Source organism: Streptomyces sp. Ru62, assembly GCF_002920615.1.
Classification (GTDB): domain Bacteria; phylum Actinomycetota; class Actinomycetes; order Streptomycetales; family Streptomycetaceae; genus Streptomyces.
Genome location: NZ_PQSU01000004.1, coordinates 20,293 through 45,910, shown reverse-complemented (window position 1 = coordinate 45,910; position 25,618 = coordinate 20,293). Strand labels below are relative to the sequence as shown.

The 25,618-nt window shown below is 71.6% G+C and carries 19 protein-coding genes, 2 tRNA genes and 1 pseudogene; 5 read left to right on the top strand and 17 right to left on the bottom strand.

The genetic code is table 11. The features are described from left to right. Positions 1 to 146: 146 nt before the first annotated feature. Positions 147 to 2,021 carry a translation elongation factor 4 gene (lepA, locus tag C3492_RS06420; protein WP_103810762.1) on the bottom strand — a complete coding sequence of 625 codons (1,875 nt, stop codon included), beginning with the start codon at positions 2,019 to 2,021 and terminating at the stop codon, positions 147 to 149. Positions 2,022 to 2,246: 225 nt separating this feature from the next. On the opposite strand from lepA, the gene rpsT reads away from it, so the two are divergent. Continuing rightward, positions 2,247 to 2,513 (top strand): 30S ribosomal protein S20, encoded by a 267-nt coding sequence (rpsT, locus tag C3492_RS06415; RefSeq protein WP_004001350.1) that lies wholly within the window; start codon positions 2,247 to 2,249, stop codon positions 2,511 to 2,513. Between the two features lie 396 nt (positions 2,514 to 2,909). Here rpsT and holA read toward each other — a convergent pair whose 3' ends face one another. The 8 genes and pseudogenes from holA to leuS all read right to left on the bottom strand — a co-directional run bounded on the left by holA (position 2,910) and on the right by leuS (position 14,411). Continuing rightward, complete coding sequence (holA, locus tag C3492_RS06410; protein ID WP_059261617.1) at positions 2,910 to 3,899, bottom strand: DNA polymerase III subunit delta; 990 nt, start codon at positions 3,897 to 3,899, stop codon at positions 2,910 to 2,912. 122 nt (positions 3,900 to 4,021) lie between these two features. After that, a complete protein-coding gene (locus C3492_RS06405; protein ID WP_103810761.1) occupies positions 4,022 to 4,267 on the bottom strand; it encodes a hypothetical protein in 246 nt (81 codons plus the stop codon). Positions 4,268 to 4,492: 225 nt separating this feature from the next. After that, a pseudogene (locus tag C3492_RS06400) lies at positions 4,493 to 5,328 on the bottom strand (arylamine N-acetyltransferase). Positions 5,329 to 5,516: 188 nt separating this feature from the next. Then, positions 5,517 to 8,429: a ComEC/Rec2 family competence protein gene (locus C3492_RS06395; RefSeq protein WP_308461126.1), complete on the bottom strand. Its 2,913-nt coding sequence runs from the start codon at positions 8,427 to 8,429 to the stop codon at positions 5,517 to 5,519. Continuing rightward, a complete protein-coding gene (locus C3492_RS46815) occupies positions 8,426 to 9,154 on the bottom strand; it encodes a helix-hairpin-helix domain-containing protein (RefSeq protein ID WP_374938329.1) in 729 nt (242 codons plus the stop codon). Before C3492_RS46815 ends, C3492_RS06395 begins: the two co-directional genes overlap by 4 nt. A 584-nt stretch (positions 9,155 to 9,738) precedes the next feature. Continuing rightward, positions 9,739 to 10,584, bottom strand: coding sequence for a DegV family protein (locus C3492_RS06385; protein WP_103810759.1), 846 nt, complete (start codon positions 10,582 to 10,584; stop codon positions 9,739 to 9,741). Between the two features lie 72 nt (positions 10,585 to 10,656). Then, the gene (locus C3492_RS06380) at positions 10,657 to 11,394 is read right to left on the bottom strand and encodes a hypothetical protein (RefSeq protein ID WP_103810758.1); all 738 of its coding nucleotides are present in this window, start codon (positions 11,392 to 11,394) and stop codon (positions 10,657 to 10,659) included. Between the two features lie 137 nt (positions 11,395 to 11,531). Further along, the gene (gene leuS / locus C3492_RS06375) at positions 11,532 to 14,411 is read right to left on the bottom strand and encodes a leucine--tRNA ligase (RefSeq protein ID WP_103810757.1); all 2,880 of its coding nucleotides are present in this window, start codon (positions 14,409 to 14,411) and stop codon (positions 11,532 to 11,534) included. 417 nt (positions 14,412 to 14,828) lie between these two features. Here leuS and C3492_RS06365 point away from each other — a divergent pair, with 417 nt between their 5' ends. Together C3492_RS06365 and C3492_RS06360 are read left to right on the top strand one after the other, a co-directional pair. Further along, the gene (locus C3492_RS06365) at positions 14,829 to 16,112 is read left to right on the top strand and encodes a cytochrome b/b6 domain-containing protein (protein WP_181140228.1); all 1,284 of its coding nucleotides are present in this window, start codon (positions 14,829 to 14,831) and stop codon (positions 16,110 to 16,112) included. Then, positions 16,109 to 17,719, top strand: a complete 1,611-nt coding sequence (locus tag C3492_RS06360; RefSeq protein ID WP_103810755.1) for an NADH-quinone oxidoreductase subunit NuoF family protein — start codon at positions 16,109 to 16,111, stop codon at positions 17,717 to 17,719. The genes C3492_RS06365 and C3492_RS06360 overlap by 4 nt, the downstream gene beginning before the upstream one ends. A gap of 119 nt (positions 17,720 to 17,838) precedes the next feature. On the opposite strand, the gene C3492_RS06355 is transcribed toward C3492_RS06360, so the two are convergent. After that, positions 17,839 to 17,911, bottom strand: a tRNA-Ala gene (locus C3492_RS06355). 115 nt (positions 17,912 to 18,026) lie between these two features. Here C3492_RS06355 and C3492_RS06350 point away from each other — a divergent pair. After that, positions 18,027 to 19,238, top strand: a complete 1,212-nt coding sequence (locus C3492_RS06350; RefSeq protein WP_103810754.1) for a glycosyltransferase 87 family protein — start codon at positions 18,027 to 18,029, stop codon at positions 19,236 to 19,238. Here the strand turns inward: C3492_RS06350 and C3492_RS06345 are convergent. The 3 genes from C3492_RS06345 to C3492_RS06335 all read right to left on the bottom strand — a co-directional run bounded on the left by C3492_RS06345 (position 19,228) and on the right by C3492_RS06335 (position 21,072). Beyond that, positions 19,228 to 19,461, bottom strand: a complete 234-nt coding sequence (locus tag C3492_RS06345) for a hypothetical protein (RefSeq protein ID WP_030653820.1) — start codon at positions 19,459 to 19,461, stop codon at positions 19,228 to 19,230. The two genes, C3492_RS06350 and C3492_RS06345, sit on opposite strands and share 11 nt — an antisense overlap. Positions 19,462 to 19,464: 3 nt before the next feature. Continuing rightward, on the bottom strand, positions 19,465 to 19,638 hold the full coding sequence (locus C3492_RS06340) for a hypothetical protein (protein WP_014672673.1): 174 nt from the start codon (positions 19,636 to 19,638) through the stop codon (positions 19,465 to 19,467). A 69-nt stretch (positions 19,639 to 19,707) separates the two neighbouring features. After that, complete coding sequence (locus C3492_RS06335; RefSeq protein WP_258055555.1) at positions 19,708 to 21,072, bottom strand: MFS transporter; 1,365 nt, start codon at positions 21,070 to 21,072, stop codon at positions 19,708 to 19,710. Positions 21,073 to 21,450: 378 nt separating this feature from the next. Here C3492_RS06335 and C3492_RS06330 point away from each other — a divergent pair, with 378 nt between their 5' ends. After that, positions 21,451 to 22,338: a helix-turn-helix transcriptional regulator gene (locus C3492_RS06330; RefSeq protein WP_103811028.1), complete on the top strand. Its 888-nt coding sequence runs from the start codon at positions 21,451 to 21,453 to the stop codon at positions 22,336 to 22,338. Between the two features lie 106 nt (positions 22,339 to 22,444). On the opposite strand, the gene C3492_RS06325 is transcribed toward C3492_RS06330, so the two are convergent. The 4 genes from C3492_RS06325 to C3492_RS06310 form a co-directional block, all read right to left on the bottom strand. Then, positions 22,445 to 22,517, bottom strand: a tRNA-Ala gene (locus C3492_RS06325). A gap of 92 nt (positions 22,518 to 22,609) precedes the next feature. After that, the gene (locus C3492_RS06320) at positions 22,610 to 23,278 is read right to left on the bottom strand and encodes a histidine phosphatase family protein (RefSeq protein WP_103810753.1); all 669 of its coding nucleotides are present in this window, start codon (positions 23,276 to 23,278) and stop codon (positions 22,610 to 22,612) included. Then, positions 23,278 to 23,721: a ribosome silencing factor gene (rsfS, locus tag C3492_RS06315; protein ID WP_014672675.1), complete on the bottom strand. Its 444-nt coding sequence runs from the start codon at positions 23,719 to 23,721 to the stop codon at positions 23,278 to 23,280. Before rsfS ends, C3492_RS06320 begins: the two co-directional genes overlap by 1 nt. Before the next feature lie 126 nt (positions 23,722 to 23,847). After that, positions 23,848 to 25,602 carry an LCP family protein gene (locus C3492_RS06310; RefSeq protein ID WP_103810752.1) on the bottom strand — a complete coding sequence of 585 codons (1,755 nt, stop codon included), beginning with the start codon at positions 25,600 to 25,602 and terminating at the stop codon, positions 23,848 to 23,850. Positions 25,603 to 25,618: the final 16 nt, after the last annotated feature.

Sequence of the window (25,618 nt, the reverse complement as noted above, 5' to 3'; positions counted from 1 at the left end):
TAAGGGGCGACCGCCCGCTGCGTAAGGGGCTTCGGCCTGTCACTTTCCACTCAGAGCGACGTTACGCACGCGTAGGGCCCGCCGCACTTTCGCACGACGGGCCCCCACATGCCCGGTTTACGGGCGTCACCAGTAGTTACCCCTGGTTACTTCTTGCCCTTGGCCGACCCCGCGCTGTCATCGCTGGACAGCACGGCGATGAAGGCTTCCTGCGGAACCTCCACGGAACCCACCATCTTCATCCGCTTCTTGCCTTCCTTCTGCTTCTCCAGCAGCTTCCGCTTACGGGAGATGTCACCGCCGTAGCACTTGGCGAGGACGTCCTTGCGGATGGCGCGGATGGTCTCGCGGGCGATCACCCGGGAGCCGATGGCGGCCTGCACCGGCACCTCGAAGTTCTGCCGCGGGATCAACTCCTTGAGCTTGGCGACGAGCCGCACGCCGTACGCGTACGCCTGGTCCTTGTGGGTGATCGCCGAGAACGCGTCCACCTTGTCGCCGTGCAGCAGGATGTCGACCTTGACCAGGCTGCTCGACTGCTCGCCCGTGGGCTCGTAGTCCAGCGAGGCGTATCCGCGCGTCTTGGACTTCAGCTGGTCGAAGAAGTCGAAGACGATCTCCGCGAGCGGGAGCGTGTAGCGGATCTCGACCCGGTCCTCGGAGAGGTAGTCCATGCCGAGCAGCGTGCCGCGCCGGGTCTGGCACAGCTCCATGATCGCGCCGATGAACTCGGTGGGCGCGAGGATCGTCGCCCGCACGACCGGCTCGAAGACCTCGTCGATCTTCCCCTCGGGGAACTCGCTCGGGTTCGTGACCGTGTGCTCGGTGCCGTCCTCCATGATCACGCGGTAGACCACGTTGGGGGCGGTGGCGATCAGGTCGAGGCCGAACTCCCGCTCCAGCCGCTCCCGGATCACGTCCAGGTGCAGCAGGCCGAGGAAGCCGACGCGGAAGCCGAAGCCCAGGGCGGCGGAGGTCTCCGGCTCGTAGACCAGCGCGGCGTCGTTGAGCTGGAGCTTGTCCAACGCCTCGCGCAGCTCCGGGTAGTCGGAGCCGTCCAGCGGATACAGACCCGAGAAGACCATCGGCTTCGGGTCCTTGTAACCGCCGAGCGCCTCCGTCGCGCCCTTGTGCTGGCTGGTGACCGTGTCACCGACCTTCGACTGCCGGACGTCCTTCACACCGGTGATGAGGTAACCCACCTCACCCACGCCCAGGCCGTCCGCCGGCAGCATCTCCGGCGAGTTGACGCCGATCTCCAGCAGCTCGTGCGTGGCGCCGGTCGACATCATCCGGATGCGCTCGCGCTTGTTGAGCTGGCCGTCGATGACACGGACGTAGGTCACGACACCCCGGTAGGAGTCGTAGACCGAGTCGAAGATCATCGCGCGGGCGGGGGCGTCGGCGACCCCGACCGGCGCCGGGATCTCCTTGACGACCTTGTTCAGCAACGCGTCCACGCCGAGCCCGGTCTTCGCGGAGACCTTGAGCACGTCCGCCGGGTCACAGCCGACCAGGTTCGCCAGTTCCTCGGCGAACTTCTCCGGCTGGGCGGCCGGCAGGTCGATCTTGTTCAGCACCGGGATGATCGTGAGGTCGTTCTCCATCGCCAGGTAGAGGTTGGCGAGGGTCTGCGCCTCGATGCCCTGGGCGGCGTCGACGAGGAGGATGGTCCCCTCGCAGGCGGCGAGCGACCGCGAGACCTCGTAGGTGAAGTCGACGTGCCCCGGGGTGTCGATCATGTTGAGGATGTGGGTCGTGCCCTGGTCGGGGCCCTCGGTCGGGGCCCAGGGCAGACGCACCGCCTGGGACTTGATCGTGATGCCGCGCTCGCGCTCGATGTCCATCCGGTCGAGGTACTGAGCACGCATCTGCCGCTGCTCGACCACACCGGTCAGCTGGAGCATCCGGTCGGCGAGGGTGGACTTGCCGTGGTCGATGTGCGCGATGATGCAGAAATTGCGGATCAGAGCCGGGTCGGTACGGCTCGGCTCGGGCACATGGTTAGGGGTCGCGGGCACGCAGGGTCCTGTCTCTTGAGGCGCCTTATGCCTCGGGTCGGATCGTTACGTAGTCTCCATGGTCCCACGCGCAGGGACCGGGGGCCGTTTTGGGCCGTCCGGAGGGCCACTGGTACTGTAGATGGCTGTGCCTCATGCCCTCTCAGCGCGAGGCACGACAGGTAATTTTGGATCACCGGTACGGGACCCTCGCGGTCCCGCGCCTGAACCTGAAAAGGCTCCTTCGTGGCGAACATCAAGTCCCAGATCAAGCGGATCAAGACCAACGAGAAGGCTCGGCTGCGCAACAAGGCCGTCAAGTCCTCCCTGAAGACCGCGATCCGCAAGGCCCGTGAGGCCGCTGCCGCGGGTGACGTCGAGAAGGCCACCGAGCTGCAGCGCGCTGCCGCGCGTGCGCTCGACAAGGCCGTCTCGAAGGGCGTCATCCACAAGAACCAGGCCGCCAACAAGAAGTCGGCGCTTGCTTCCAAGGTCGCGTCCCTCAAGGGCTGAACCCCTTTCTGATCTGACCGCCGGAAGGACCCAGAGCGGGCCCTCTCTCATCCGCTCCCGCCCGGCACCCCGAGCCTGTTCGCGGCCTGCGTTCGCCACGCGGGAACGGGCTCACCAGCTTTGAACCGAGGACCCCGGTCCCCTCGCCCTTCCCCAGGGTGGGGGCCGGGGTCCTCGGTTGTCTCCTGCCTCTTCTGGAACGGAAGCCCAGGGGGTGGCTTCCTTTCCGGGGCGGGGATCGGGGGCGGGGCTCAGGGGTTGGCCTGCCCCGGGGCGAGGCGGTTCGGCCGCTTCCTCGCGGGCCGGGGCCAGCGGTTTTGCTGCCTCCTCCAGAGCGGGCGCGGGAGAAAGTCGCCCTTCTCCACGCCCCCCTTGCAGAGCTGGTCCCGGCGGTGGCTATCCGCGTCCGCGGGAGCGGGCGGCCCGGGCGATCGTCACGACCGCCTTCTCCAACGCGTACTCCGGATCGTCCCCGCCTCCCTTCACACCGGCGTCCGCCTCGGCGACCGCCCTGAGCGCCACCGCGACCCCGTCCGGCGTCCAGCCCCGCATCTGCTGCCGTACCCGATCGATCTTCCACGGCGGCATGCCCAGCTCACGCGCCAGATCGGCCGGCCGGCCGCCCCGGGCCGAGGACAGCTTCCCGATCGCCCGCACGCCCTGCGCCAGCGCACTGGTGATCATCACCGGCGCCACGCCCGTCGCCAACGACCATCTCAGCGCTTCCAGCGCCTCCGCCGTCCGGCCCTCCACGGCCCGGTCGGCGACCGTGAAGCTGGACGCCTCGGCACGCCCGGTGTAGTACCGCCTGACGACCGCCTCGTCGATCGTCCCCTCCACGTCGGCGACCAACTGCGAGACCGCCGAGGCCAGCTCCCGCAGATCGCTCCCGATCGCGTCGCAGAGCGTCTGGCACGCCTCGGGCGTGGCCGACCGCCCGGACGAACGGAACTCCCCCCGCACGAAGGCCAGCCGGTCCGCCGGCTTGGTCATCTTCGGGCAGGCCACCTCCCGCGCCCCCGCCTTGCGCGCGGCGTCCAGCAGCCCCTTGCCCTTGGCGCCGCCGGCGTGCAGCAGCACCAGCGTGATCTCCTCGGCGGGCGAACCGAGGTACGCCTTCACGTCCTTGACCGTGTCGGCGGACAGGTCCTGCGCGTTGCGTACGACCACGACCTTGCGCTCGGCGAAGAGCGACGGGCTGGTCAGCTCGGCGAGTGTGCCGGGCTGCAGCTGGTCCGGGGTCAGGTCACGTACGTCCGTGTCGGCGTCGGCGGCCTTGGCGGCGGCCACCACCTCCTGCACGGCACGGTCGAGCAGGAGGTCCTCCTGGCCCACGGCGAGGGTCACCGGGGCGAGAGGGTCGTCATTCGCAGTCTTCCTGGCCATCGCTTACAGCATCCCACGCGGTACTGACAACGAAGCGCTCCCGGCACCCTGACCGGTCCCGGAGCGATCCCTGAGACGCCTCGGGGGCGGCCCCGACGCGAGCGCCGCGCCGGGCTCCGGGGTCACGGCTCCTCGCGCCAGCCGTCCCACTCCCCCGCGAACGCGTCCAGCTCGGCCGGGTCGAGCCGCTTCCCCTCGTCCCGCAGCACCACCAGCCACTGGGCGTCCTCGGCGTCGTCCTCGCCGGCCAGCGCGTCCCGGACGAGCCGGGGTTCCTCGTCGATCCCGAACCTCTCCCCGAGCGCTTCGGCCGCCTCCTCGGCGGCATCGCGATCGGGCAGCACCAGCACATGTCTCACATCACTCACGGGGCCATTCTCCGGCACCGGGGGTGAGACGAAGGGGCAGGTCGGTCCCGGGGAGCGAGGCGTATGAGCCGTCGAGGCCTACGAGGCGTATGAGCCCTACGAGACGAGCCGCGAGGCGTAAGAGGCGTAAGAGGCGTAAGAGGCGTAAGAGAGCGTAAGAGGCGTACGACGAGGCTTCGGCAGTCCGGCTGGGCGGCGCCTCGACTCCTCGGCACACTCCGCACGTCAGCCCTTCAGGCCGAAGTCGCGCACGGTCGGCACACAGCTCAACTCGATACCGAAGCGCTCCCGGTAGACCGTCAGCACCTCCTCGTCCGTCTCCAGCTCCCGCGTCTCCTGCGTGCCGTCCACGGTGGTCGTCCTCAGCCTGCGCCCACTGAGCGTGATCCGCCCGCCGTCCTCCGTGAGCCGCGAACAGACCAGCGACCGGGTGAAGTGCGACCGCGGCGACGTGCTGTGCCACCAGGCGCCGGCCGCGAAGTCCCCGAGTGCCCGGGGGCGGGTGTCCAGCCGGTACTGCGGCCTGCCGTCCCGCACGACGTCCAGGTCCCCGGTGCCCGGCGCGGCACCACCACGCGCCCCGGCCGGGTCCGGTCCCGCGTCCACCACCCGGAAGCTGCCACCGGGGTCGTCCTGCTCCCCGCGTCCCGCATAGGCGAGCGGACAGTGGCTGTGCGCCCCGAACCCGACGTCGGCGAGCCAGGTGTCCCCGTCCGCCGCCCGCACCCGCAGCGCCAGATGGTCGTACGGGATCCCGAGCCGCCCGTCGTCCCCGTACACGCGTCCGGCGAGCAGTTCCACCTCGTAGCCGAGGGCGGGAGCAACGTCCCGAACGCGCCGTTGAGTTCGGAGCAGAAGCCGCCCCGCCGGGCCTCGGTCACCTTGTCCAGCAGCCGCTTCTCCTCCAGGGTGATCTCCTCTCCCAGGTGGACCGACAGGTTCTCGAAGGGAACGGTCCGCAGATGGCGCAGGTGCAGCTCGCGCAGCGCCTCGCTGGTGGGCCGCGGTGGGCGCGCGAGGCCGAGTCGACGGAGATAGGCGTCGATCTGTACGGAGGTCATGGGCCCAGTCTGCTCCAGCCTCTTCCCGTCCTCACCGGGCCGGCCCTTCTCCGACGTCTCCACTGGTCCGCCTTTCTTCTCCCCTTTCCCGGGCCGGCCCTTTCCGGGGCTCGCCGCCACCCCGTCCCCAGTCGTCTCCGTCGTCTCCTTCCTCTCCGTCCTCTCCGCCCCCTGCATTGCCTTCGTCGTCAGTCCTCTGTCGTCACCCCCATCCGCCCGCGCCTCCCTCCGGTCCCGGTGACGGCGAGCGCCCCGTCCCGGTCGGTGCGCAGGACCACCGCGCCGCCGGCCCGCAGCGCGGCCATGGTCGCCGGTGCCGGGTGACCATAGGGGTTGCCGGCCCCTGCGGACACCAGCGCCACCCTGGGTGCCGCCAGGCGCAACAACTCCGGCTCCTGATAGGCCGAGCCGTGATGGGCCACCTTCAGGACGTCCACTCCGGCCAGCTCGGCCCCCGCCGGGGACCGCACCAGCGCCTGCTGGGCCGGGGGTTCGAGATCTCCGAGCAACAGCAGCCGCAGTCCGCCCGTGCGCACGAGCAGCGCGATGCTGGCGTCGTTCGGGCCCTCCGGCTCCCACCCGGCACCCGCGCCCTGCCCCACCGGGGGCACACGTGGACCCTGTGATGGCGGTGGCGGTGGCGGTGGCCACAGCACCCGCCAGGTGAGTGGTCCGGTGCGCCGCTCCTCTCCCGCGACGGCGCTCGTGACCGGGATGTGCCGCTCGGCCGCCTCTCTTCGGACGAACTCGGCCTGCTCCGCGGGTTCCGCGAACGCCGTGGTCTCGATCGCGGCCACCGCACGGCCCCGCAGGACGCCGGGCAGGCCGGCCACATGGTCGGCGTGGAAGTGGGTGAGGACGAGGAGGGGGACACGAGTGATGCCCAGCCGTCGCAGGCAGTCGTCGACCAGTGCGGGATCGGGACCGGCGTCCACCACCACGCCGGCACCTTCGCCCGCCGCCAGCACGGTCGCGTCGCCCTGCCCGACATCGCACATCGCGAACCGCCAGCCCGGCGGTGGCCAGCCGGTGATCACCCGGGTCAGCGGCGCCGGCCGCGTGACCAGCAGCACGAGCAGCACTCCGAGCAGGGCGCACCAGCCCGGGTGCCGCAGCAGTCTCCGGCCGGCCAGGACGACGGCCACGGTGACCACCGCCAGCGCCAGTGCGCCGGGCCAGCTCCCGGACCAGTCCATTCCCGCGCCCGGCAGCGCCGCCCCGGTCCGGGCGACGCCGGCGATCCACCGTGCCGGCCAACTCGCGCACCAGGCCAGCACCTTGGCCACCGGCATCGCCACCGGCGCCGTCGCGAGCGCCGCGAACCCCAGGACCGTAGCCGGCGCGACCGCCATCTCGGCCAGCAGGTTGCACGGCACCGCCACCAGACTCACCCTGGCCGACAGCACCGCCACGACGGGCGCGCACACGGCCTGCGCGGCGGCGGCCGCCGCCATTGCCTCGGCGAGCCGCGGACGCACCCCGCGCCGCCGCAGCGCCTCGCTCCAGCCCGGCGCCAGCACCAGCAGCGCACCGGTGGCCAGCACGGACAGCAGGAAGCCGTAGCTGCGGGCCAGCCACGGGTCGTACAGCACCAGCAGCAGGACGGCCGTGGCCAATGCCGGCACCAGTGATCTCCGACGCCCGGTGGCCAGGGCGAGCAGCGCGACCGCGCCGCAGGTGGCGGCCCGCAGCACGCTGGGGTCGGGCCGGCAGACGACCACGAAGCCCAGTGTCAGTGCCCCCGCGAGCAGGGCCGTCGCTCGCAGGGAGAGTCCCAGGCGTGGTGCCAGGCCACGGCGCTCGGCCCGTTGGGCCAGGCCGGGCGGGCCGATGAGCAACGCGAGCAGGACGGTGAGGTTGCTCCCGGAGACGGCGAGCGTGTGCGCCAGGTCCGTCTCCGCGAAGGCGTGGTCCAGCTCGGGCGTGATCCGCGAGGTGTCCCCGACGACCAGCCCCGGCAGCAGCGCCCGCGCGTCTTCCGGCAGGTCCTCGGTCGCGTCCCGCAGGCCGGTTCGGAGCCGTCCCGCCAAACGCTGCGGCCCGCTCGGCCCTGCCACGATCCGCGGCTCCGGACGGCCGCGCACCCGCAGCACGGCTGCGATCCGGTCACCGCCCGTCAGCCCCGGCGCCAGCCGCCCGGCCAACCGCAGCCGCGTGGACGGCAGCAGCCCGAGCCAGGCGGCTCGCCCAGTCGGCACGCTGTGTTCGGCGCGGTCCGGTGGCGGCCCGGAACCCCGGCTTCCCCCGGCACTCGGCACACTCTGTTCGACGCGGTCCGATGGCGGCCCGGAACCCCGGCTTCCCCCGGCACTCGGCACACTCTGTTCGGCGCGGTCCGGCGGCGGCCCGGAACTCCGGCTTCCCCCGGCACTCCCCTCCGGTGCTGGGACATCCGGATCGACGATCAACAGCACGGGGGTCCGCGTCCGCGCACGTCTTCCGTCGGCCTCTTCGACGCTGCGCATCTCGGCCCGGGCCAGCACCGCCGCGGGGGCCGCGTGATCACCACGCACGTGTGGCCTGCTCAGCCAGGGATCGCCGGTCACCTCGACCTCGGCGGTCACGGTCGCGAACCGCCGGGCCAGCTCGGGCACCGGCCCACGTCGCACATCGGCCCCGTGCAGCCCGGCGGAGGCGGCTGCCGCGGCGACGCAGAGCAACACCGCGGCGACGGCGGCACGCGCCCATCCGAACCGAGCGCGCACCCACCGGGCCAGCCCCGCCGGGCGGCCCTGCCCCGCCACCGCCACGCCCGTCACCGCCGTCCCTGCCGCAGCCCTCCCCGCCACCGCCGTCCCTGTCGACGCCGTCCACCGAGCACCGACCGCGTCCTCGGCCGGCGGATCCGTCTCAGCCCGTCCGACGCCGCCCACCCCTCCCGGCCGCCGCACCGACAGCAGGAGCAGCCCGCCGACCAGGCAGACGGCGGCGATCGCCGCGGTCCAGGCCCCCGGCGCGTCCACGGTCAGGGCCGCCGTGGCCCAGGCCGCGAGTGCGGGCGGTACCAGGCGCAGGTCCATGGGACCGCTCCGGTCGGCGCGCGCGGTGCCATCCCGCTCGGACTCGGAGCGGGGGCCGGTCACGTCGAGCACGCGGCTCATGGCCGTACCAGGTCGCGCAGATCGGTGAACCGGCGGTCGCCGATGCCGTTGACCTCGCGCAGTTCGTCCACCGAGCGGAAACCGCCGTGCTGGGTGCGGTAATCGATGATGTGCTGGGCCAGTACCGGGCCGACTCCGGGCAGGGTGTCGAGCTGGTCCGCGGTGGCCGTGTTCAGGGAGACCGGCGCCGGCGGGCCCGTGCCGGTGGTTCCGGTGAGCGACCCTCCTGCCGGGGCGGGCGGAGCGGCGGACCCGGCGGGGGTGCCGACGACGACCTGTTCGCCGTCGACCAGGAAGCGGGCGCGGTTCAGTCCTTCCGTGCTCACGCCCGGCCGGACCCCGCCCGCCGCCCGCAGCGCGTCGGCCACCCGGGCGCCGGCCGGCAGCCGCCGGATCCCCGGCTTCCGGACCTTGCCGCTGATGTCCACGACGATCTCCGCGCCGGGTGTCGCCGACGTGCCCACGCCCGGTGCGTCGGTCGCCCCCTCACCCTTCTTGGTGAAGGGCTCCTGAGCACGCACCACCTGAGGGGCACTCACCTGCTGGGGCCGACCCGCCCAGAAGTGCTGCACGGCGAAGACAGCGGCGGCCACGAGCACCACGGCGAGCGCCACGACTCCCCGCCGCTCCACTGCGTACCGGGTCTGGAGCCACACCGGCATCCGCTCGCGCAGCGCCAGCCCGGCCCGCTCCCGCCAGCCAGGGGCCCCGGGCTCCTCCGTCACCGGCTCCGACAACGACACCGGCTCCGATTCCGGCTCCCGCTCCGACAACCGCACCGCACCGCCCGGTTCAGGCGCGGTGACAGTCGCTGCCCGCGACCGGATCCCGCCCGACACCGACGTGGCCGCTGTCGCCGTCCGCCTGGAACCCGAAGGTGAACTCAGGCCGGGTGCCAGGCCGGTCACCGTTACCGTCGGTGTGTCCCCGGAGCCGTCCCGAATCGGCGGCGCGTTCCCCGACTCCCGCCACTGCACGGCCCGTTCGCCGAAGAGGAGTTCCGCTCGGCGGCGCAGTTCCTCCGCCGGCGCGGACGGGTGGCGGCGGGCATGGCGACGGCCGGTGGGGCGGCGCTGCCGGACGCGGCCGTCGGAGGCGGGGTCACGGCCGGGGCCGCTGGTCGGGGTTGCTGTGCGTGAGCGAGATCGAAGTGCCATGCGACGAGGATGGGGCATTCCACCCGATCGCGATGATCTTGGTGAATTCCCGTGGACGACCGCCTGGTTGTGGAAAACCCCGCCACTCACACGGGTGAAACGGGCCGGCCCTCGGGATCAACGGAACCAGGCCGTACCCGGGATCGCCGTTGTCAGCGAGGCGAGACGACCGCGCCCAGCAGCCCGGGCCCGGTGTGCGCTCCGATCACCGCTCCGACCTCGCTGACATGCAGGTCCGCCAGGCCCGGGACGCGCGCCCGCAGCCGGTCGGCGAGCGCGGCGGCGCGGTCGGGAGCGGCGAGATGGTGGACGGCGATGTCGACCTCGGCGCCGCCCGCCCGCTCGGCTGCCAGTTCCTCCAGGCGCGCGATCGCCCTGGACGCCGTACGGACCTTTTCGAGCAGGTCGATGCGGCCGCCGTCCAGCTGGAGCAGGGGTTTGACGGCGAGCGCGGAGCCCAGCAGTGCCTGCGCGGCTCCGATACGGCCACCACGGCGCAGATAGTCGAGGGTGTCGACGTAGAAGAAGGCGGAGGTGCCGTCGGCGCGCTTCTCGGCGGCCGTGACGGCTTCGTCCACCGTGCCGCCCGCTTCCGCGGCCTGGGCCGCGGCGAGCGCGCAGAAGCCGAGCGCCATCGCGACCATTCCGGTGTCCACCACCCGCACGGGCACCGGTGCCTCGCGCGCCGCGAGGACCGCCGCGTCGTAGGTGCCGGACAGTTCGGCGGACAGGTGCAGGGAGACGATGCCGCACGCGCCGGACTCGGCGACCTTGCGGTAGGTCTCCGCGAACACCTGGGGGCTGGGGCGGGACGTGGTGACGGAGCGTCGCTTCTGCAGTGCCTGGGCCAGGGAGCGGGTCGAGATCTCGGTGCCCTCTTCCAGGGCCTGGTCGCCGAGGACCACGGTCAGCGGGACCGTGGTGATGCCGTGACGCTCCGTCGCCCGGGGCGGCAGGTAGGCCGTTGAATCGGTGACGATCGCGACATGGCGGGACATGAGCTGGAGGTTACCTGGCGTAGTGCTCACTCGGCAGCCCGGCCCCTGTCCCGCGGCCCGGGTGGGGCTCGCTCATGTGGTGCTCTCGGGGCGGGGCTTCTTCTGCCATGGGGCGGTGGGGCGCCAGGACGGCGGGGCGATCGCCTCGGGAGCCGGCTCCTCGGCGGCGGGTGCCCCGGCGGCGTTGGGCCAGGCCTGGTCCGTGGTCCGGCCGTCGGCGGTGGCGGGTGCGTCGGGCCACGGCGGGGGCGCCTGGCCGGGCTCGGACCGCGTCCAGTGGCGCAGGGCGTCCGCTTCGATGTCGATCTGCGCGCTGAGGGTGCCCAGATCGTCGTCGGCGAAGCGGCGGGCCCGATCGCGGACGGCCCAGCGCAGGGAGTCGGCCGACTTGGTGATCCGCTCGGTGCGGCTGCGCAGTTCGGGCAGGCGCGCGGTGAGCGTGGCCCGGTCCGGCTCGGACTCCAGACGCTTGAGGTCGGCGTCCAGCTCGTGTCCGTGTGCGCTGAGCCGTTCGAAGAGGCCGAGGGACTCCTTCAGCGACTCGTCCTCCGCCGCGCCCGCGTGCAGCGCGTCCTGTGTGGCGCGCATGGACGTGCGCAGCGCGAGCCGCAGCTGGGCGATCTCCCCGGCGGGTCCGATCTGCGCGAAGGACTTGGCGCGCAGGGTGTGGTCCTCGACGGTGCGGCGGGCCTGCGCGATGGTCCGGTCCACGCCGCGCTTGGCGGCGCCGACCGCCTTGACCGTGGCGTACGCGCCCAGGGCGACGAACAGCAGGAAGAGCAGGGCGAACACGGTCAGCACGACTTCCATGACGCTCCTCCTCCGGCCGGCACGGCACAAGCCGCTGTGCTCTCCACGGTAAACGCAGCGGGCAGGTCCGGAGTTCCGCAAGAACCCCGAACCTGCCCGTAGGGGACTACCCCGAGCCGGCGAAAACCCTCCGGTTGCTACGCGGGGACGATGTTGACCAGCTTCGGCGCCCGCACGATCACCTTGCGGATGCCCGCGCCGTCCAGCGCCGCGACGACCTTCTCGTCGGCCAGCGCCACCTTCTCCAGTTCCTCCTCGGAGATGGTGGGCGGCACCTCCAGCCGGGCCTTGACCTTGCCCTTGATCTGCACGACACAGGTCACGGACTCGTCCACGACGTAGGCCGGGTCGGCGACCGGGAAGTCCTGGTGGACGACCGAGTCGGTGTGGCCCAGCCTGCGCCACAGCTCCTCGGCGATGTGCGGGGCCAGCGGGGCGACCATCAGCACCAGCGGCTCGGCCACGGACCGCGGCACGGCGGCGCCGGCCTTGGTCAGGTGGTTGTTCAGCTCGGTGACCTTGGCGATGGCGGTGTTGAAGCGCAGACCCTCCAGGTCCTGGCGCACGCCGTCGATCGCCTTGTGCAGGGCGCGCAGGGTCTCCTCGTCGGCCTCGGCGTCGGTGACGGTGACCTCGCCGGTGTTCTCGTCGACGATGTTGCGCCACAGCCGCTGCAGCAGCCGGAACTGGCCGACCACCGCGCGCGTGTCCCACGGGCGGGAGACGTCCAGCGGGCCCATGGCCATCTCGTACAGGCGCAGCGTGTCGGCGCCGTACTCGGCGGCGATCTCGTCCGGAGTCACCGCGTTCTTCAGGGACTTGCCCATCTTGCCCAGCAGCCGGCTGACCTTCTCGCCCTGGTAGTAGTAGGCGCCGTCGCGCTCCTCCACCTCGACGGCCGGCACCGCGATGCCACGGCTGTCGCGGTAGACGTAGGCCTGGATCATGCCCTGGTTGAACAGCTTGTGGAACGGCTCCGCGGAGGAGACGTGTCCCAGGTCGTACAGGACCTTGGACCAGAAGCGCGCGTACAGCAGGTGCAGCACGGCGTGCTCGGCGCCGCCGACGTACAGGTCGACACCGCCGTGCGGCCGGCCCTCGCGCGGCCCCATCCAGTACCGCTCGATCTCCGGGTCGACCAGCTTCTGGTCGTTGTGCGGGTCCAGGTAGCGGAACTCGTACCAGCAGGAACCGGCCCAGTTGGGCATGGTGTTGGTCTCGCGGCGGTACTTCTTGGGGCCGTCGCCCAGGTCCAGGGTGACGTGCACCCATTCCTCGTTGCGCGACAGCGGCGTCTCGGGCTTGGTGTCGGCGTCGTCCGGGTCGAAGGTGCGCGGGCTGTAGTCCTCGATCTCGGGCAGCTCCAGCGGCAGCATCGACTCGGGCAGCGCGTGGGCGACGCCGTCCTCGTCGTAGACGATCGGGAAGGGCTCGCCCCAGTAGCGCTGGCGGCTGAACAGCCAGTCGCGCAGCCGGAAGTTGACGGTGCCCTCGCCGATGCCCTCGCGCTCCAGCCATGCGGTGATGCGCGCCTTGGCCTCGACCACGCCCAGGCCGTTCAGCCGCACGTCGTCGCTGTCGGAGTTGACGATCTTCGCGTCATAGGAGACGAAGGCGTCGTCCCAGGTGGACGGGTCGGTGCCGCGGCCGTCGGTCGGCTCGACCACGCAGCGGATCGGCAGCTCGAAGGCGCGCGCGAAGGCGAAGTCCCGGCTGTCGTGCGCGGGAACGGCCATGATCGCGCCGGTGCCGTAGCCCATCAGGACGTAGTCGGCGATGAAGACCGGGACCTGCTCGCCGTTGACCGGGTTGGTCGCGTACGCGCCGGTGAAGACGCCGGTCTTGTCCTTGGCCTCGGCCTGCCGCTCGACGTCGGACTTCGAGGCGGCCTGCGCGCGGTAGGCGGCGACGGCCTCGGCAGGGGTGGCGTGGCCGCCGGTCCACACCTCGTGCGTGCCCTCGGGCCACGCCTCGGGGGTGAACTTCTCGACCAGCGGGTGCTCGGGCGCCAGCACCATGTAGGTCGCGCCGAACAGGGTGTCGGGGCGGGTGGTGAAGACCGTGATGCGCTCGCCGTCGATCGGGAAGTCGACGCGGGCACCCTCGCTGCGGCCGATCCAGTTGCGCTGCTGCAGCTTGATGGCCTCGGGCCAGTCCAGCTCCTCCAGGTCCTCCAGCAGCCGGTCGGCGTAGGCGGTGATGCGCATGTTCCACTGGCGCAGCTTGGCCTTGAAGACCGGGAAGTTGCCGCGCTCGGAGCGGCCGTCGGCGGTGACCTCCTCGTTGGCCAGCACGGTGCCCAGGCCCGGGCACCAGTTGACCGGCGCGTCGGAGGCGTAGGCCAGGCGGTACTCGCCCAGGATGTCGGCGCGCTCGGTGGCGGTCAGCTCGCTCCACGCGCGCGTGGAGCCCGGAACCGCGCGCTCACCGGACTCGAACTGTGCGATCAGCGAGGAGATCGGGCGGGCCTTGCGCGCCTCCTCGTCGTACCAGGAGTTGAAGATCTGCAGGAAGATCCACTGGGTCCACTTGTAGTAGTCCGGGTCGATCGTGGCGAACGACCGGCGCTTGTCGTGGCCCAGGCCCAGCCGGCGCAGCTGGGACTTCATGTTGTTGATGGCGGCCTCGGTGGTGATCCGCGGGTGCTCGCCGGTCGCGACGGCGTGCTGCTCGGCGGGCAGGCCGAAGGCGTCGAAGCCCAGGGTGTGCAGGACGTTGTGGCCGGTCATGCGCTGGAACCGGGCGTAGACGTCGGTGGCGATGTAGCCCAGCGGGTGGCCGACGTGCAGGCCCGCGCCGGAGGGGTACGGGAACATGTCCATGATGAACTTCTTGGGCTTGGCGACCAGCTCGGGATCGCCCGCCAGATCGCCCGTGGGGTTCGCCGCCGCGTAGGTGCCGTCGGCGTCCCAGAAGTCCTGCCAGCGTGCCTCGATCTCGGCAGCCATGGCGGCCGTGTAGCGGTGCGGCGCGGCCTCCGCCGACGCGGCGGTGGCAGCGGGGTTCGTCTCGCTCATGATCCTCAAAGCTCCATCGATCGTCTCTGCCTGCGGCTGTGACATCCAAAGAAACGAAAAAACCCCTCGCACAGGAGGGGACGCCGCGCCGATGCCGACCTCACGGGTGGACCGGGGTCGGTACTGATCAGCGCGGCCCGCTAAGCAGAAGGCGTACGGCACGCATGGCGTTAGGGTACCGCAGCCCTTGAGCAAGCCGCGAGGCGCTTCCGTATCCCTGGTGGACATGTCACGAAGCCCGCCGGAACTGAACGAAGGTCAACGATTACTTCGCGTAACGTCCCCTATGGGACACCTCCCCCAGTCGCATGGTCCGTTGATAACAACGCAATAACTCAAACCCCGTACTGATCGGTATGGCGCCACTTAGAGTGCGGCAGCGGGACCGCTTTCCCGAAACTGCTCGGAGTTGCCCCCATGAACCCTCGTCGTAGTACCAGCTCGCTCCCCAAACCGGGCCGCTCGGCCTATGGGGTGGCGTCCGCTGTCGTCCTGCTGCTCATACCCGTGGTCGTGCTGGTCGGAGGCAGCCAGTTCCGCGAGTTCTTGAACTTCGGCGCGGGCGTGCTGTCCCTCGTCTCGCTGAGCTGCTCGGTGATCTGGGGCCTGTTCGCCCAGGACCGGATCTTCCTCAACACGCGCCAGCGGATCATCGGCCAGGCGGTGCACCGGACGACCGCGGTCGCATCGATCGCGTTCCTGTTGCTGCACATCACCACGAAGATCGCGCTCGGCCACACGAAGCTGATCGCCGCGATCATTCCGTTCTCGCTCGGCGTCTCCGGAATCGCCGGCCTGATCGGACTGGGCTCGCTCGCGGGCCTGCTGATGGTCTTCGTGGGCATCACCGGCGCCCTGCGCAGCAATTTCGCCACCCCGGCCCCGGTCGCCGCCCGCTGGCGGGCCATGCACATGCTGGCCTACCCGGCCTGGTGCGCGGCGCTGATCCACGGCCTCTACGCGGGTCGCTCGGCCAAGCCGGTCTTCGTGATCCTCTACAGCCTGTCCCTGCTCGGCGTGATGGGCGCCCTGGCGCTGCGCGCCGCGCCGCGCCCGGTCAAGCGGAAGGTCGCCGACCGGCTGGTGGCCCTGTTCGGCAGCTCGGAGCGGCCCGGACTCGACGAGCTGGACGCGAGCCGCTCGCGGGTGGCCGAGTCGGTGCTGCCCGGCTTCGAGAGCCGGCGCGATCCCCGCACGGCGTCCGCCGGGACGGTGGCGTCCCCGCTCTACCAGACCCCGGCCACCCCCGCCGCCGAGCCCGACTCCGGCTTCGCGGCGGCCTACCGAGCGGTCTCCACGCCGGGCCGCCCCCAGCAGCCCTACATGGCCGACCAGACCGCCCGCATGGACGTGCCGACGGACCTGCGCCCCACGGAGGCCATCCCGCGCGTCGACGGCCCGTCCAGCACCTCGGGCAGCTGGCCGATCCCGTCCCCGCCGCCGGTCGGCGAGGCCCCGCCGTCCGCCTACGACCCGCTCCAGGACACCGGATACACCATCCCGGTCTACGGCAATCCGGGCACACCCGGATACGGCGGAAGTGACGTGTACGACACCGGTGAGACAAACGGCCTCTACGGCACGTACAACCCGGGTGACACGTTCAACAGCGGTCCCGCCACCGAAACGCTGCCCGGCTCGTCCTACGAGACACCGGGCTCGGGCGAACCCTGGAACACGCCTTCCGGAGGCTTTAAGTGAACGAGGCCCTGCCCGACGTCCCCGAAGTCCGCGTGGTCGGGCTTCCCCAGCTCACGTCGGGCTTCGACCTTGTGGAGCGGCTCGATCTGGCCATGCACCTGAAGGTGCACGGGCCGCTCGACCCGCTGGGCGGCGAGCAGCTCGCCCAGCTCGCCGAAAGCATCAACCTCAAGGGCCGCGGCGGCGCCGGCTTCCCCTTCCACAAGAAGCTGCGCTCGGTCGCCGAGTCGGCGATCAAGCGCGGGGTGCGGCCGGTCGTCGTGGTCAACGGCAGCGAGGACGAACCGGCCTGCCGCAAGGACACGGTGCTGATCAACCGCGCCCCGCACCTCATCCTCGACGGCGCGCTGCTGTGCGCCGAGGCGCTCGGCGCCCGCACGCTCGTCATCGGCGTCACCCGGGAGTCCACGCAGCGCTCCATGGAGGCCGCGCTCGCCGAACGCGGGCTGAGCAACAGCCGTAGATCGGCGCTGCGCGCGTGGGTGCAGCGCAATCCGGTGCGCATGGTCACCGGCGCCGCCGCCTCGCTGATCCGCTCCGTCGACGGCGGCCCGGCCATCCCGCCCGGCCGCAAGATCAGCGCCTCGCAGAGCGGCGTCGGCGGCGCGCCCACGCTGCTGTCCAACGCGGAGACGTTCGCGCAGCTGGCCATCGCCGCCCGCATCGGACCGGAGCGCTACGGCAACACCGGTCTGTACGACGAACCGGGCACCGTGATGCTCACGGTGTCCGGCGCGGTCGCCCGTCCGATGGTGATCGAGGTCCCCACGGGCGTGCCGCTGCGCTACGTGCTGCAACTGGCCGGCGCCCCGCCGGTCCCGCAGGGCGTGCTGACCGGCGGCTACCACGGCAAGTGGATCGACGCGGCGACCGTCAACGAGGCGATCGTCTCCCGCAACTCTCTGGACGCGGTGGGCGGTTCGCTGGGCGCGGGCGCGATCCTGCCGATCAGCCAGGAGACGTGCCCGCTGGGCGAGTCGCTGCGGGTCGCACAGTGGCTGGCCGAGGAGAGCGCGGGCCAGTGCGGGCCCTGCTACCTGGGACTTCCCGCCGCCGCGCGCGGGCTGGAGGACATCCTGAACGGCGGCGGACCGGCTGCCCTGGAGGCGCTGAAGCAGGTCGCCAAGAACGTGAAGCGGCGCGGGGCGTGTTCGCACCCGGACGGCTCGGCGATGTTCCTGGAGTCGACCATCAAGGCGTTCACCGACGACCTGGCCGCGCACGTCCTCGGGAACGGCTGCGGACGGCCCGTGGAGGGCGTCCTGCCGCTCTTCGAGGGGGGCAGGGCCCCCACGGGCGTGCCGGGCGGCGCAGAGCCCGCGGAGACCGGCGCCAGCCGCCAGAAGATCTACGTCGACTGGACGCTCTGCCGGGGGCACGGGCTGTGCGCGGACATCCTCCCGGAGGTGTTCGAGCTCGGCGCCGACGGCTTCCCGACGGTGGCCCAGGCACAGGTGCCGCGCTACGCGGAGGCCAAGGCGCTGCGCGCGGTGCGCCGCTGCCCGGCACTGGCCCTGCGCATCGAGGAGGACACGCGCGGACAGGCGCCGTCGCGCAACCTGCCGGTCCTCTCCCAGGGCCGCGGCCGGCGCGCGCTCGGCCGCTGAGCACACGCGAAGGGGGCGGGTCACCCGTACGGGGTGGCCCGCCCCGTTCGCCCGGCCACGCCGTGTCGCAACACGCCGAAGGCGGACCATCCGTCGGGATGGTCCGCCTTCGACTTCTGTGGAGCTAAGGAGAATTGAACTCCTGACCTCCTGCATGCCATGCAGGCGCTCTACCAACTGAGCTATAGCCCCTTGTTCTGTTGTTTCGCCCGGTTCCCCCGGCGACGACGTAAACATTACAGGGCGGAGGGCGCAGCACAAAATCGGTTTCAGCTCCGCACCGATTCGCCCGCTAATGTCGGTTTTCATGGCCGTGATCGTGTCACCCTCAGCCCACCACAGGGTCCCGGTCGCGCTGGGCGTGTGCCTGGCGTCCTTCGCGGCCTTCTGGGCGGCTCAGCGGGCGGCACACGTGTCCATGATCGATCTGATGGTCTACCGCGCCGAGGGAGCCACCGTACGCGCCGGCGGTGACCTGTACGCGCTGCGCGCGACGGCCGCACACCTGCCCACCACCTACCCGCCGTTCGCCGCCCTGCTGTTCACCCCGCTGCCCCTGCTGGACACCGCGCTCCTGCGGGCGCTGGCGACGGCCGGGAACCTCGCGCTGCTGGTGGTCTTCGTCCGGCTCTCGCTGAAACTCGTCGGCCACGCGCGCGTGGAGACCGTGTGGTGGGTCGCGGCGACGGCCGTGTGGTGCGAGCCGGTGTGGACGACCGTGCGCTACGGCCAGATCAACCTGCTGCTGGCCGTCCTGGTGCTGTGGGACCTGACCCGCCGCCCCGCCGGCGGGTTCGACCGCTGGACGGGGGTGGGCCTCGGGCTGGCCGCGGCCGTCAAGCTGACGCCCGCGCTGTTCCCGGTGTTCCTGCTGGCCACGGGCCTGGTGGCCCGCCTGAGGGGCGGTCACGGGGAGCCCTGGCTGCGGCACGCGCGCGGGGCGGCCGTCGCGTTCGCCGGGGCGACGCTGCTGGCGGCGGCCGTCCTGCCGTACGACTCCTGGCGGTTCTGGACGGAGATGCTGTTCCGCGCCGGCCGGGTCGGGCGTGCCGAGGACACCGCCAATCAGGCCCTGCGCGGCGTCGCGGCCCGCCTTCTGCACACACCCGAGCCGGGAGCCCTCTGGATGGTCTGCGTGGCTGTGGCGGCCGTCCTGGGCCTCGCCGTGGCCGTCCGGGCGGAGTTGCTGGGGCAGCGGGCCTGGGCGGTGTGCGTCTGCGCGGTCACCGCCCTGCTGATCAGCCCGGTCTCGTGGACCCACCACTGGGTGTGGTGCGTGCCGCTGGTGCTGCTGCTGTGGACGCGCGGGCAGCGGACGGCGGCCCTGGGCACCCTGCTGGTGTTCTGCTCGTACGCCCCCTGGTGGGTGCCGCACGGGACCGGGCGGCCGGAACTGCACCAGTCGAGCACGGAGTTGGCGCTGTCGACCGTCTACGGGGGCGTCGGCGCCGCCTTCCTCGCGCTGGCCCGGACATCGTTGCCGAAGGCCGGGCCGGGCGGAGTCCGCGTCAAGCCGTGACGAACTGGTAGAACCTCTTGAGCGTGCAGTGCTCCTCCAGGAGGCGGCCGTAGATCGGCTCGCCCTCCAGTTCCCGGTATGTCTCGATCGGGTCGCCTTTTATGATCAGCGCCCGCGCGCATTCCTCGCACCAGTACTGGTAATCGGGATTGATCGGCTCCATGTCACGCACGATCGGGGTACCGCTCCCGCACCAGTCGCACTTTCGCCTGTGTGCACCCATCGATCAGCTCCAGCTGTGGCCGCAGGCCGTGCACACGTAGGAGATTCCGCCGTTGTCGCCGAGGACCTGCGCCACATGCGCGGAACCGCAGGAAGGGCAGCTCAGCCGGGTGGTCGTATCCCGTATCAACGCCGCACCGAGGAGGTGGCCGACCTCCTCAAGGATGCTCGCAGGCATCGCTACTCCCTCCCGTCGGGCCGCGCCCCCTTCCGGCCGTTTGATTCTGCCACGACCGGACCGATACGGTCAGCGACGCCTCAGTACCAGTCCGGACACGGCTCCCGCCGCGGCCGTTGCGGCCAGCGCCCAGGCCACCACCGAGAACGCCTCCGCCGAGGGATACGCGCGCAGCGCCCCGAACGACTCAAGCCGGTTCAGGAACAGTGTGCCGAATGCCGCGACGCCGATCAGCTGACCGAGTTGCGCGACCGTCGCCAGCAGGCCGCTGGCGTCCGCCGCGTCCTCGGGCCGCACGGTGGCCAGGGCCCCGGTGAGCGTCGGGCTGAAGGCGAGCGCGAGCCCGGCACCCGTGCCCGCGTACCCCGCCCACAGGACCGCTCCCCCGTCACCGCCGCCGTGGAAGGCGAGCCCGACGACGGCGACGGACACCGCGGTGAGCGCGAACCCGGCCGGCACCAGGGTCCGCTGCCAGGCTGCCGGCCACCTTCGCCAGGTGAGGCTGACGGCGCCGAAGACGGCCGCGGTCGGCACGAAACCCAGTCCGGCCCGCAGGGCGCTGTGGCCGAGGCCACCCTGGACGTGCAGGGTCAGCGCGAACAGGAAGCCGGCGTTGACCGACATCACGGCGAGGATGCGGAAGACGGCGAGACCGATGCCGGGATGCCGCAGTACCCGGGGCGTGATGAGGGGGGCGCCGCCACGCCGGGCCAGTCGGGACTCGTAGCCGCAGAACAGGGCGAACAGCACCGCGGCGGCGGCCAGCGACAGCCAGGACCACAGCGGCCAGTCCTCCTCCTGCCCGAGCACCAGCGGCACCGTCAGCAGCGACACGGCGCCTCCGAGCAGCACCAGTCCGGGCAGATCGAGCGCGCGGGAGCGCTCCCGACCGACCGCCGGGCCCAGCGGCAGGACCCGTCGGCCCAGCACGAGCAGCAGGGCGCCCACCGGCACGTTGACCAGGAACACCGGCCGCCAGCCGGTGCCGAACAGGTCGGCGCTGACCAGCAGCCCGCCGGCGACCTGCCCGGCCGCCGCACCTACGGCCAGGACTGCCGAGTAGGCGCCCAGCGCCCGCGCCCGGGCCTCCCCGGTGAAGCCGCGCTGGATGAGGCTGAGCACCTGCGGGATCATCAGGGCCGAGCCCGCGCCCTGCACCAGCCGGAACACGATCAGCTCGGTCGAGCCCCACGCCAGTCCGCAGGCGAGCGAGGCCGCGGTGAACAGGGCCAGTCCGGCGAAGTGGACCCGGCCGTGGCCGAGCCGGTCGCCGAGCCGGGCCCCGGTGATCAGGAGCACGGAGTACGTGATGGTGTAGCCGGCGATGACCAGTTGCAGGTCGGCGCCGGAAGCGCGCAGCTCGGAACCGATGGTGGGTGCCGCGACGTTCACGATGAAGACGTCGAGAGCCGCCATGAACAGAGCGGCGAGCAGCACGCCGAGCAGCAGCCGGGGCCGATTGTCAGTGGTGGGTGCTTCACTGTCCGTGATGGGTGAGGCAGACCGGTCGACGGTCATGGCGTCACTGTCAGTGGCAGATGATGCATTCGCCACGGCGAGTGAGGCGGCCCGATCCACGGTCGGGGCGTCACTGTCAGTGGCGGGTGGTTCACTGATCGCAGGATTCGGCACGGGCCCCGGGCCCGAGCCGGTACGGGATGTCGTCGTCATGGCGTCGAGCGTGACGACGGGCCGGTACCGGTGCCGAGTGCCTGCCGATGCTGGTACTGCCAGCACCTGGCAGGGGCGGGACCGGGTGCCGACCATGAGACGGGGACGGCGGGGAGCGACGGGGGACGACGGGGGATGACGATGGGGAAGAGGACACAGCGCCGCAGGCCCGAACTGGCCGCCTTTCTGCGCAGCAGGCGGGCCCGGGTCACACCGGCCGACGTGGGGATGCCGCCGGGCCTGCGGCGGCGTACTCCAGGGCTGCGCCGGGAGGAGGTCGCCCAGCTCTCGGGCGTGGGCGTGACCTGGTACACGTGGCTGGAGCAGGGCCGGTCCATCAACGCCTCGCCGCAGGTGCTGGACGCGGTCGCGCGGACGCTGCGGCTGGACCCGGCGGAGCGGGAGCACCTGTACCGGCTCGCGGAGGTGCCGTTCGAGCCGGTGCCCGAGGGACTGACCCGACGGATCAGCCCGGAGGTGCAGGGCATCGTCGACGCCCTCGAACCGATGCTGGCGACGGTCTACAACGCGCGGTACGACGTCCTGGCCACCAACGCCGCCTACCGGGACCTGTTCCTGGTCCCCGAGACGCTCGCGACCGGCGTGCCCAACGTGCTGTGGACGCTGTTCACGCTGCCGGAAGAAGTCTGTCCGCTGGTGCACCGGGAGAAGGAGCTGCCGCTGATGGTGGCGACCCTGCGGTCGTCCTACGGCAGACACGTGGGCGAGCAGGCCTGGGAGGAGTACATACGCGGGCTGTCGGCGGCGAGCCCCTGGTTCGCCGAGCTGTGGGCGAGCGGTGAGGTGGTGCCTCCGGGCCCCCGGGTGAAGGTGTTCCGCCACACCGCCGTGGGTGAGATGCGGATGACCTCGCAGTCGCTGTCCATCGACGGGATGCCCGAGTGCCGGATCGTGGTCTACACGCCGGAGGACGAGGAGACGCGGGCGAAGATCGCGGTGCTGCGGGAGCGAAGAGAGCGGCTGTGGCCGCCGGGCACTGAAGGACTGGAGGCAGCCGGACGGAACTGAAGGCGGTCGGACGGAAGTGAAGGCAGTCTGACGCAGAAAATCCCGCCCCCTGTGGGGACGGGATCCTCATCACCGATCTTTGACAACTCAACAGAGTGTCGATCAGTGGAGCTAAGGAGAATTGAACTCCTGACCTCCTGCATGCCATGCAGGCGCTCTACCAACTGAGCTATAGCCCCTCGCGTTCTTCCCGCTCGGCGGGGCGAACAAGAAGAACTTTAGCCTGTGACCTGCCAGAAAGTGAAATCCGGGGTCGGGGGGTTCGGGACGGTCAGTCGTCGTCGCCGAGGACGGGCTCCGGGAGGGTGCCCGCGTTGTGCTCCAGCAGGCGCCAGCCGCGGGCACCCTCGCCGAGCACGGACCAGCAGCAGTTGGAGAGCCCGCCGAGGCTCTCCCAGTGCCGGGCGTCCAGGCCGAGGAGCCGGCCGATGGTGGTGCGGATGGTGCCGCCGTGGCTCACGACGACGAGCGTGCCGTCCTCGGGCAGCTTCTCGGCGTGCCGCAGCACGACGGGGGCGGCGCGGTCGGCGACCTCGGTCTCCAGTTCGCCGCCGCCGCGGCGGACCGCCTCGCCGCGCTTCCAGGCGGCGTACTCCTCGCCGTGGCGGGCGATGATCTCCTCGTGCGTCAGCCCCTGCCAGACGCCCGCGTAGGTCTCGCGCAGCCCCTCGTCGCGGGTGACGTCGAGGCCGGTGAGGGCGGCCAGCTCGGCGGCCGTGTGCGCGGCCCGCTGCAGGTCCGAGGAGACGATCGCGTCGGGCTTCAGGGACGCGAGCAGCCGGGCGGCGCGGCGGGCCTGGCCGATGCCCGTCTCGGTCAGCTCGACGTCCGTGGTGCCCTGGAAGCGGCGCTCCACGTTCCAGGAGGTCTGGCCGTGCCGCCACAGGATGATGCGGCGGCCCCGGCCCTTGCGGTCGGTCACCTCGCCGGTGGCGCTCATCACCAGGCCCCGCCCGGTTCCTGGTCGGCCTCGGCGGCCTGCGCCCTGGCGTGTTCCTCCGCCTTGCCGCGGGTGGCCTTGGCGTCGGCGGGCAGCTCCAGCTCGGGGCAGTCCTTCCACAGCCGCTCCAGGGCGTAGAAGACCCGCTCCTCGCTGTGCTGGACGTGGACGACGATGTCGACGTAGTCGAGCAGGATCCAGCGGGACTCCCGGTCGCCCTCGCGGCGGACCGGCTTGGCCCCGAGGTCCTTCAGGAGGCGCTCCTCGATCTCGTCGACGATGGCCTTGACCTGGCGGTCGTTCGGCGCGGATGCCAGCAGGAAGGCGTCCGTGATCGACAGCACGTCGCTCACGTCGTAGGCGATGACGTCGTGGGCGAGCTTGTCGGCCGCCGCCTGGGCGGCGGTGTTGATGAGCTCAAGGGAACGGTCGGTGGCGGTCACTACTTGGCTTTCCGTCGGCGGTCTTTTGTCATCAAGGGTCTCACGGACCGCCCGGCGCACCCCACGTGATTACGGCATCACGTCGGGTGCCCCCGGCCGCGCTCCGGTTCGGAAGGCGGCTCGGGGTCAGGGGGAGGACGGCTCGTAGTCGCCGCCGAGGATCACCGAGACATCGGCGCCGGAGGAGACGCTGCCCTTGGTCACGGAGCCGGCGGGCAGCCCGAGGGTCTTGGCGACCTCGGTGGCGTTCGCCTTGTCGGCGGCGTCCGCGTACAGCACCTTCGACGCGGACTGGGTACCGGAGGCGGTGCCGCCCTCCAGGAAGGTGAAGCCGCCGTTGAGGAGCACCACGCGCGCCTTCTCCGTGTCGTCCTTCACACCGGTGGCGTTCTGGACGGAGACCCGGACCGAGGAGCCGGCGTCGGGGCTCTTGGCGGTGCCGCCGAGGATGTCCTTCACCACGCTGTCGCTGGTCTGCGCGGTGAGGGTGCCGTCGGACTGCACGGGCAGCAGGGCGGTCCGGTAGTCGCCGCTCTTGGCGAGGTCGGCGAGCTTGGCGAGGAAGCCGCCGAGGTCCTTGTCGGTGAGCGGCGGGTCCAGGATCTGCGCGAGGGTCTGCACGGTGGTGGTGGCGGACGACGGGTCGGAGGACATCTTGCGCAGCACGCCCTGCATGACCTGGCCGAACCGCTCAAGCTGGGCGTTCTGGGACTCGCCGGTGGCGCGGTAGGTGGCGTAGGCGACGGCCATCTTGCCGCTGAGGGTCTGGCCCCGGCCCTTGTGGACGAGCGGGGCGGTGCCCTTCTTCTTGGTGTCCGGGTCGGGCACGTCGGTGTTGGTGTCGATCTCGATGTTGCCGACGAGTTCGACGAGGTTCTGCAGGTAGGGGGTGTCGAGGCGCCAGGTGCCCTGGATGCTGGTGCCGAGGACCGTGTCGAGCTGGTCGCGGGTGCCGGAGGCACCGTCGTCGTCCACGGACTTGGCGAGGGTCGTGGTGGAGCCGTCGTCGTCGGTCAGCGCGAGGGAGTTGGGCAGCAGGACCGTGGTGCCCTGCTTGGTGGTGGTGTTGTCGACCAGCAGTGCCGTGGAGGTGCCGCTCTTGCCGGTGTTGTGCAGGTGGACGACGATCACGTCGCGTTTCTGGGCGGTGACCGGCGTGGCGGTGCCGGTCTTGCCGCCGGACGAGGACAGACCGGGCAGTTTCCCGGCGAACCAGAGGTAGCCGACACCGCCGACCGCGACGAGGGCGAGGACGACGAGAAGGGCGATGATCCGGCTGCGGGCGCGGCGGCGGGCCTCCTCGCGGCGCTCGGTGCGGTTCTCGGTGAACTTCAGCCAGTCGATGACGTCCTCGGAGTCGCCGTCGGGCTCCTCGACGAAGGCGAACTGCTCGGTGTGGTAGTCCTCTTCCGCCGTGGCGGGCTCGGTGTCCCCCGGCGTCCGGGTGTCCGGGTGGACCGGGCTGCCCTCCGGGGCGCGGGTGTTCTCCGCGGGGCCGGCCTGCTGCGGGATGTAGGCGGTCTGCTCGGCGACCCTGGGCTGCTGTCCGCTGCTCGCCGCCTGCCCGTAGGGGTCGTAGCCCGTGGCCTCCTGGGTGCCGGTGGCGTACGGGTCGTACGGGGCCTGGGTGCCGTACGGGTCGTAGGCGTGCGGCTGTTGGACCGAGCCGTAGGAGGGCGGCTGCGGCTGCCGGCCGGTGGCGTAGGGGTCGTAGCCGTAGCCCTGCTGCTGGGTGTACGGGTCGTAGGTCGCCTGCTGGGACTGCGGGGCCTGCTGTGCCGGGACCTGCCCGTACACGGGCCGGCCGTACTCGTCGTAGCCGACGACTTCGTACGGGCCGCCGCCGTAGCCTGCGTCACCCGCGTCGTATCGGTCGTTCACCGGTGCCCCTCTCGGC